Genomic DNA, 5,256 nt, shown 5'->3' on the forward strand with positions numbered 1-5,256 from the left:
GTGGACATCGTTATTCCCGTTCCGGAATCCGGCACCCCTGCCGCCGTGGGCTACGCCGAGGAATCCGGCATTCCGTTCGCCCACGGGTTCGTCAAAAATTCCTATGTTGGCCGAACCTTCATCCAGCCCTCGCAGACGCTGCGCCAGCTGGGTATCCGGCTCAAGCTCAACGCCCTCGAATCCGTCATCCGCGGCAAGCGCGTGGTGGTGGTGGATGACTCGATCGTCCGCGGCAACACGCAGCGCGCCATCGTCCGGATGCTCCGCGAAGCCGGCGCCGCCGCAGTCCACGTCAAGATCTCCTCCCCGCCGGTGCAGTGGCCCTGCTTCTACGGCATCGACTTCGCCTCCCGCGCCGAGCTCATTGCCAACGGCGCAACCATCGAAGAGATCTCACAGGCCATCGGAGCCGACTCGCTGGCGTACATCTCCGAGGACGGGATGATCGGCGCAACCCGGCAGCCGCGGGAACGCCTGTGTACTGCATGTTTCACCGGCAAGTACCCCATCGAGCTTCCGGGTGCGGACAAGCTGGGCAAGAACCTGCTGGAACGCACGGACCTAGGCGGCCTGAAGCCTGCGCCGTCCGCCCTTCCCGGTGCCACCGCGGCCCTGTCCGTGGACTCCGAGGAGGACCCGGCGGAGAAGCCAGGGGCCACGGGCTGCGATCCCGGACCCGACTCCGAGTTTGAAAACCTGCTGACCGAAGCCGACCTTGTGCCAGACGTACACGCCGCCGCCGGCACTGACAAGAAAGAGTCCGTATGACTTCCGCTGCCTCCCCCTCCGGCGACACCTCCTCCGGGAACACTGCCGGCATCACCTACGCCTCCGCGGGCGTCGATGTTGAAGCCGGCGACCGCGCAGTCGAGCTTATGAAGGGAGCCATCAAGGCCACCCACAACTCCTCGGTGATCGGCGGGGTGGGCGGCTTTGCCGGCCTTTACGACGTCTCCAGGCTCCTGACCTACAAGAGGCCGCTACTGGCTACGTCCACTGACGGTGTGGGCACCAAGGTGGCCATCGCCCAGGCCATGGACATCCACGACACCATCGGGTTCGACCTCGTGGGCATGGTGGTTGATGACATCGTGGTTGTGGGCGCAGAACCGCTGTACATGACCGACTACATCGCCTGCGGCAAGGTGGTGCCCGAGCGCATCGCGGACATCGTCCGGGGCATCGCGGCCGCCTGCTCGGTCGCCGGCACCGCGCTGGTGGGCGGCGAAACCGCCGAGCACCCCGGCCTGCTGGGCGAGCACGAGTACGACGTCGCGGGCGCAGCCACCGGCGTTGTTGAGGCCGACCAACTCCTGGGACCGGACCGTGTCCGCGCCGGCGACGTCGTGATCGGCATGGCTTCCTCCGGCCTGCACTCCAACGGCTACTCCCTGGTGCGCCGCGTCATCAACCACGCGGGCTGGGCATTAGACCGCCAGGTTTCCGAACTCGGCCGCACCCTGGGCGAGGAACTCCTTGAGCCCACCCGCGTCTATGCGGCGGACTGCCTGGACCTCGCCCGCACCTTCCCGGTCACGGGCGCTTCGGCAGTGCACGGCTTCAGCCACGTGACCGGCGGCGGCCTGGCCGCCAACCTGGCCCGCGTCCTCCCCCAGGGCCTGGTGGCCACGGTGGACCGCTCCACGTGGGAACTGCCGGCCATCTTCAAGCTGGTGTCCGAGCTCGGCAACGTTCCGCTGGCTGACCTGGAGCGCACACTGAACCTGGGCGTCGGCATGGTGGCCATCGTGTCCGCCGACGCCGCCGATGCCGCGGTCTCCAGGCTAAATGACCGCGGCCTGCCGTCCTGGGTGATGGGCACCGTCACCGGAGATTCGGAGTCCATCCTCAAGTCCGGCCCGGACTACGTCCAAGGCGCCAAGGGCGTGGACGGCGGCGCAGTGCGCCTGATCAACGCCTACGCCTAGGATTTTGTGGAAAGCCGGCGGCTGCATTGGGCATCCGCCGGCTTTTTGTGCCTCGTTCCGGTAGCAGTAACAGTGGAGGAAGTGGTTGGGATATGGTTCTTTCACTGCTGGCGTCGCGGAACCCGCAGCTCCCCGACCCCCTCCAGGCGATTGCCCTGTGACCGCCCTCAACGCTCCCGAGCAGACGGCAATGAGACCGCGCCCGGCCCCGGGCCTCCTCCTCGCCAGCCAGCTCGTTTTCAATATCGGTTTCTACGCCGTGGTGCCGTTCCTCGCACTGGTCATGACCCAGGACTTCGGCATGACGGCAACCGCGGTGGGTGTGGTTTTGGGCGCCCGCGTCTTCAGCCAGCAGGGGCTTTTCCTGGTGGGCGGGATGATCACGGACCGATTCGGGCCGCGTCGCGCCATGCTGGTGGGCTGCCTGGTCCGCATCTGTGGTTACCTCACCCTGGCCCTTGCCGGCAGCTTTCCGCTGTTCCTCCTCGGCGCGGTCCTCACCGGGATGGGTGGCGCGCTGTTCTCGCCTGCCCTGGAGTCCCTGGTTGGGCAGGCAGAAGAACGACGGCGGAACATCAGCAGGAAGGCGCCCGCACTTTTTGCGCTCCTTGCCATCTGCGGCGAGATCGGTGCTGTGGCCGGACCGCTGGTGGGCGCCCTGCTGCTGGGTTTCTCCTTCAGCTGGGCAGCACTGGCCGGAGCGGTGGTCTTTGCGGTAATGACGGGCGTGCTGTGGCGCAGCGTGCCCGCCGGAGCCCCGAAACGGGTGCGCGGCCCTGAGCTTTCCTCTAAGCCGCCTTCCTCCGCTGCACGGCGCGAGGGTGTCACGGCGATGCTGCGGGAGAAACGCTTTGTGGCCTTTGCCGCTCTCTACAGCGTCAACCTGCTGGCCTATAACCAGCTGTACTTCGGCCTTCCCATCGAGTTGACCAGGAGCGGTGCGGGCCCCGGTGCGCTGGCCGGCTTGTTTGCCGTTGCCTCGGTCCTGACCATTGCGCTGCAGTGGCCCATCTCCCGGCTGACAACCCGGATCGGACCGGGCCGGGCCCTTACGGCGGGTTTCCTCCTCAAGGGTTTGGCCTTCGCCACCATGGCCATGCTCGCCCAGGTTCCGGCCACCGGGACCCTGCAGCTCTTGCCGCCGCTGCTGCTCGTGGTGGGGCTCTGCCTGGGGCACATGTGCATCGGGCCGGTGGCCATGCCGCTGGTCCTGGACTTTGCCCGCGGCCGACGGACGGGCATCTATTACGGGCTCCTCGCGAGCATGGGCGGTTGCGCGGTGCTGCTGGGCAACGTTGTCCTCGGACCGCTTTACTCAGGAGCCACCCAGCCCGGACCCGACGCAGCCTGGCCCTGGGCGGTGATGGCGGCACTCACCGTGCTTCCCGCCGTCGGACTGTCACGGCTCCTGCCTGGCAAACAGTAAAGCCTCATACGTGGGAACGGGCACCGTGGGCGGTCCTGGCACCGGCATCCGCGCTGGTCCGGGCATCGGTGCTGGCGGTCAGCCTCGCGGGCACCTGGAGCGGCTCCGGGTCGGCACGGCTCAAGAGGTTGGGAAACCCTGCTGCCGACCACACGGCGACGGCACCGGAACGGCAAGAATGGCATAGCCCGCTGTGCCTGCCCGAGACGCTCCATCACGTCCCGCGACTTCAGCCAGGACGCTCAATCATGTCCGCGGCGGGGTTCGACGGCGTTGCTGCCATGGGCGTCCGGGGGTCCGCGATGTGACGCAGCAGGTGATGGAGCGCTGAGGCTGAGCCCGTAACTCAGGCCACAGGCAACAAAAACCCGCTGCCTGCACCAAATTCCGGTGCAGGCAGCGGGTTCAATAACTGAGTCAACACCGATGGTCCACTGGATCAAGGGTGCCAAAAAAGAAGCGCTGCACTAAAAGCTGGAGACCGCAGAATGTCTGCTGCATCCGTTAGTGCTGCGGCGTCACAGGGCTGTGCAGTTACGGCAACAGCACTTGCAACAACTAGCCGATCCGACGGGTGTCTACCTCGTCGTCGTCTTCTTCCAAATCATCCGCGTACTTATCCACATAAGCCGAATAGTCCGGTTCAACCGGCTCATTCGCGTAATGGCTCGTGACACGACTGCCTGGACCCGTCAGCTCACGCTGAAGTGCCGAGTAGTCAGTGTTCGGGGAGTAGTACTTGATATCCCGAGCCTGCTTGGTAGCTTTTGCCTTTTGACGGCCGCGCCCCATGGCGTGACCCCCTTTTGTACTTGGACCGGAGGTGGTCACCTTGGCGTAGGTGAGGCCCCGGAATGTTTGGTCAATTTGTCGTACACCTAGATTACATGCTTTCTGCTGGCCCTGCTTGCCAGCCACTGCTCCCGGCAGCCCCGTCCAGTACCATTCCTGCCCTTCCGTGGCCAGAATCCGGCTTTTTTCTTCGGTAGAGTCGACTCAGCAACTACGGATACTGGCCGGGAATCCGGCAGCCCGTGCGGGAGTAAACGCAGGAGGATGCACCCAGTGAACCACCATGACGTTCCGCGCAAACCCGCGTCTCCGCCCACCCCCGGCCTGCCCACGGTTCCCGGGGCCGAGTACGGAGTCCCCGCAGCCGAGGCCCCTGCACGCACCAGGGGGCAAGAGCAGGGTCAAGGCGAGGCGTTGGAGCAGGACCGTTCCGCTATCCCTGAGGGACCGGAAGCCGGCCGCGGCAGCGTCAGCCAGCGGACATTGTGGAAGGCGTTCTTCGTCGTCGTCCTCCTGGCGGTCATCGGTTCGCTGGTCTGGCTTGCCCTGTGGCTGAACACCAACGGGAACCAGGAGGCCGCCGCAGGGCCGGCTCCCGGTATCCTGGAAACTTCCGTCACGCCGCCGGCCACCCCGCTGCCGCTGCCCCGCGAGGCGGAGCCTGCCACCTATGCCTTGGGCGACTGCTTCAAGGACTTTGACCCGGAGGCGCTCAAATCCACTATCGTGCCGTGTGACACCGGCCATTCCGCACAGCTGGTCGCCGTGTTCCGCTACCCGGAGGGCGAGTCCTACCCGGGCGCCGAAGCGCTTGCAGCCAAGGCCCTCGAAGCATGCCAGGCGGCGGAACTTGGCCCGGCCGCCAACGAGTACACGCTGAACTTCGAGCGCAGCTTCCCCAGCTCCAGTAGCTGGGACGCCGGGGACCGCAGATTGGACTGTTACGTGACCTCCCCCGGCGGCAACAACGTCAACGCGAGCGTGCTGCCCGAGCGCTTGGGGGCCCCGGGCCGCCCCCGCGAGACCCAACCGCGGGACGAAACCATCCGGCCGGCCACCAGCCCCGGTACCGGGCCCGCGCCCCCCGTTGGGCCGGCGAGGGCCGCCCAC

At 66.5% G+C, this 5,256-nt stretch carries 5 protein-coding genes; 4 read left to right on the forward strand and 1 reads right to left on the reverse strand.

Annotated features, from left to right (window positions below; genetic code table 11):
- From AC5RWX_RS29745 to AC5RWX_RS29755, 3 genes are all read left to right on the forward strand, one after another.
- Positions 1–768: amidophosphoribosyltransferase (locus AC5RWX_RS29745; RefSeq protein WP_494099818.1), on the forward strand; the 768-nt coding region annotated here is incomplete at its 5' end.
- Positions 765–1,928, forward strand: coding sequence for a phosphoribosylformylglycinamidine cyclo-ligase (gene purM, locus AC5RWX_RS29750; RefSeq protein ID WP_494099819.1), 1,164 nt, complete (start codon positions 765–767; stop codon positions 1,926–1,928). The genes AC5RWX_RS29745 and purM, both read left to right, overlap by 4 nt.
- A gap of 190 nt (positions 1,929–2,118) precedes the next feature.
- Positions 2,119–3,354 carry an MFS transporter gene (locus AC5RWX_RS29755; protein ID WP_494099820.1) on the forward strand — a complete coding sequence of 412 codons (1,236 nt, stop codon included), beginning with the start codon at positions 2,119–2,121 and terminating at the stop codon, positions 3,352–3,354.
- A gap of 558 nt (positions 3,355–3,912) precedes the next feature.
- Here AC5RWX_RS29755 and AC5RWX_RS29760 read toward each other — a convergent pair.
- Complete coding sequence (locus AC5RWX_RS29760) at positions 3,913–4,146, reverse strand: DUF3073 domain-containing protein (protein ID WP_494099822.1); 234 nt, start codon at positions 4,144–4,146, stop codon at positions 3,913–3,915.
- A 273-nt stretch (positions 4,147–4,419) separates the two neighbouring features.
- On the opposite strand from AC5RWX_RS29760, the gene AC5RWX_RS29765 reads away from it, so the two are divergent.
- A partial coding sequence (locus AC5RWX_RS29765) for a septum formation family protein (RefSeq protein WP_494099821.1) occupies positions 4,420–5,256 on the forward strand: 837 nt, incomplete at its 3' end.

Source organism: Arthrobacter sp. SPT-J7, assembly GCF_059089965.1.